Annotated in this window: 5 protein-coding genes; 3 read left to right on the forward strand and 2 right to left on the reverse strand. The window is 62.3% G+C overall.

The features are described 5' to 3' along the window. The 3 genes from AC1DT3_RS17235 to AC1DT3_RS17245 all read left to right on the forward strand — a co-directional run. Positions 1–546, forward strand: a 546-nt coding sequence (locus AC1DT3_RS17235; protein WP_477466460.1) for an ATP phosphoribosyltransferase regulatory subunit, incomplete at its 5' end; no start/stop codon positions are given. 1 nt (position 547) lies between these two features. Then, complete coding sequence (gene hisG / locus AC1DT3_RS17240) at positions 548–1,540, forward strand: ATP phosphoribosyltransferase (RefSeq protein WP_477466461.1); 993 nt, start codon at positions 548–550, stop codon at positions 1,538–1,540. Between the two features lie 128 nt (positions 1,541–1,668). Further along, positions 1,669–2,142: an META domain-containing protein gene (locus tag AC1DT3_RS17245; protein ID WP_477466462.1), complete on the forward strand. Its 474-nt coding sequence runs from the start codon at positions 1,669–1,671 to the stop codon at positions 2,140–2,142. Positions 2,143–2,268: 126 nt separating this feature from the next. Here AC1DT3_RS17245 and AC1DT3_RS17250 read toward each other — a convergent pair whose 3' ends face one another. Both AC1DT3_RS17250 and AC1DT3_RS17255 read right to left on the reverse strand, forming a co-directional pair. Beyond that, positions 2,269–2,559 (reverse strand): type II toxin-antitoxin system YafQ family toxin, encoded by a 291-nt coding sequence (locus AC1DT3_RS17250; protein WP_477466463.1) that lies wholly within the window; start codon positions 2,557–2,559, stop codon positions 2,269–2,271. Beyond that, positions 2,543–2,762 (reverse strand): type II toxin-antitoxin system RelB/DinJ family antitoxin (locus tag AC1DT3_RS17255; protein ID WP_477466464.1); only part of this gene is annotated, 220 nt, incomplete at its 5' end. The genes AC1DT3_RS17255 and AC1DT3_RS17250, both read right to left, overlap by 17 nt.

Here is a 2,762-nt window from a genome sequence, read left to right on the forward strand (position 1 = left end):
GAATATGCGGGACTACTCGCCGCCATCGAAGGACAGGCTCCGCAGGCGGCAAAGGCCTTTGTCGAGGACATCCTTTCGATCGCCGGCATCGCGCGCGTCGGCGGGCGCAGCGCTGGTGAGATTGCCGAGCGCTTCCTTACGCGCGCCGGTAACCGCTCCGGGCTGTCCGAGGATTCCCGTGCGATCCTGGAACGTTACCTCGCCATCGAGGGCGATCCGGACGAGGCCTCTCTCGCGATCAGGACCCTCGCCGACGAAACGGGCCTCGACCTATCGAYGGCCCTCGCCGCTTTCGAGGAACGGACTGGATTCATGGCGGCGCGCGGGCTCGATGTCGGCCGTTTCGCGTTCTCGGCGACTTTTGCTCGCAACCTCGACTATTATACCGGTTTCATCTTCGAGGTTCAGGATCCGCAGCGCGGCGACGCCAAGCCGATCGTCGGTGGCGGTCGGTACGATCGGCTGCTGCAACATCTCGGCGCAAAGGAGGAGATCCCGGCTGTCGGCTGTTCCTTCTGGCTCGATCGTATCGTCGGAAAGCTCTGACATGCCCAATTCCCCACTGATCCTCGCGATCCCCTCAAAGGGCCGCCTGCAAGAGAACGCCGCCGCGTTTTTCGGCCGCGCCGGCCTCGTGTTCACGCAATCGCGCGGTGCGCGGGACTATCGCGGGCGGCTCGCCGGAGTTCCCGACGTCGAGGTGGCCTTTCTATCGGCGTCCGAGATCGTCAACCAGCTTTCGACGGGCGCCGCTCATCTCGGCATCACGGGTGAGGATCTGGTCAGAGAACAGATTCCCGGCGCAGATGACGTCGTCGAACTGCTGACGCCCTTGGGCTTCGGCAATGCCAACGTCGTCGTCGCGGTGCCGCAAGCCTGGATCGACGTGCGCAGCATGGCCGACCTCGACGAGGTCGCCGCCGATCTTCGCGCCCACCATGGCCGCAAGATGCGGGTCGCGACGAAATATGTGAACCTGACGAGGCAGTTCTTCGCCCAGCACGGCATTGCCGATTACCGGATCGTCGAGAGCCTCGGGGCCACCGAAGGGGCACCCAGCGCGGGATCTGCAGAGCTGATCGTCGACATCACGAGCACCGGATCGACGCTGACCGCCAATGCCTTGAAGGTCCTCGACGACGGCGTGATCCTTCGCTCCGAAGCCAATCTCGTGGCATCGCTCACGGCGACTTGGTCGGCGCGTGCCCAGGCTGCCGCGATGGCCGTCCTGACCCGGATCGCGGCCGAGGAAGAGGCGCGGACAAGTCGCGAAGTTCGCGCTTCGCTCCACCCGAACCAGTTGTCGGGGCTGAATGCGCTGGTGCAATCCTCCGGCGCCGCCATGCCCTATGGGCTGCCGCACGGTCGCGAGATTGTGGTTCATTGCAAGGCCAGCGCCGTGTTCGATCTCGTCGCCGGGCTCCAAGCACTGGAGGCGCAGGACATCACGGTCAGAACCTTCGACTATCTGTTCAGGGGCACCAACGCTTTGACCGAAAAGCTGCTCGGGCGGCTGGCCAATGCGTCGAGGTGTCCTTGAACACGCTCTTTCATCCTGGCTTCAGGTTGAATAATGGAACATATGATCGGAAAAGGACCGTGCGGAGGCGTTGCCTCCCGGCACCGGTCCCCTTAAGGTCCCGACACTTTTGGAAGACGAGGGTTACGATGTACGCGCTTCGCATTGCCGCGCTCCTCAGCAGCATTGCCGTCGTTTCGACTGCCTACGCCCAGCAGGCGCCGGTTGGGCGCGAGGCTGCGCCTCCGCGTCGGTTGGAGAACAAGGTCGTCAAGCCGGGGCAAAGGGACAAGGTCTTCCCGCTCGGCTCGTCCTGGCTCGCGGTCAGTCTGAACGGCAAGTCCTTCGGCGGCGACCGGCCGAGCTTCAGCCTCGATGATCAGTTGCGGGCTCGCGGCTTCGGCGGCTGCAATACCTATGCCGCGACCGCCTATCCGCTGCGTGAGCAACACCTCGCCGTCGGACCGCTGGCGATCACCAAGAAGGCCTGCGACAAGGCGGTGATGGCGGCAGAGCACGCCTTCTTCGTCGCCCTGCGGACGTCGGGAAAATGGGACATGCAAGGCCCGAGCCTGATCGTTCAGACCCAATCCGGCGAGCTTCGCTTCGAACGGATGCTCTGAGGCTGGAGTCAGGGCGTCACAAAGAAGGGACGCATCAGAACCTCACTATCTTCTCGGTCAATCGAACGTTCTAGCGCGTTGTGCGAGCACCGTTTCGCTTAGTTTATGCACTGAGCGACCGTCGTTCTACTCGCCGAACAGCTCTGAATGGGAGCCAAGACGCGCCAACCTCAACAGCGGTGAGGGGTCATCTGTCTTTTTGTAGATGAGAACCAAATCCGGCCTAATATGGCAATCTCGGTAGCCATTCCAGATTCCGGCCAGGGGATGATCCCTGTACTTGGCATCAACGATACCGTCGTTCACGAGGACTTCGAGTACGTCGGTAAGAATTTGCGGCCAATTCTTATGGCCCGCTTTCCCTTCCCGCCTGATGTCTTTCTTGAAGCTCGTAGCCTGATCAATCGTCCTCGGCATCAAGCTCCGCCATCATGTCGGCAACGGTAGCGAACTTGCGACCCTTCCCAGCCGCCAGTTCCTCCATGGCTGCCACCGTCTTGGCGTTCGGGACCCTGATCTCGAATGGAAGGGCCTGTTCCGCAACGATCCGCTTCAAGAGCAGCCGGATCGCGTCGGATACGGTCAAGCCCATCTCGGATAGAACCTTGGTTGCCTTATCG

The organism is Microvirga sp. P4_G7 (genome assembly GCF_056401005.1).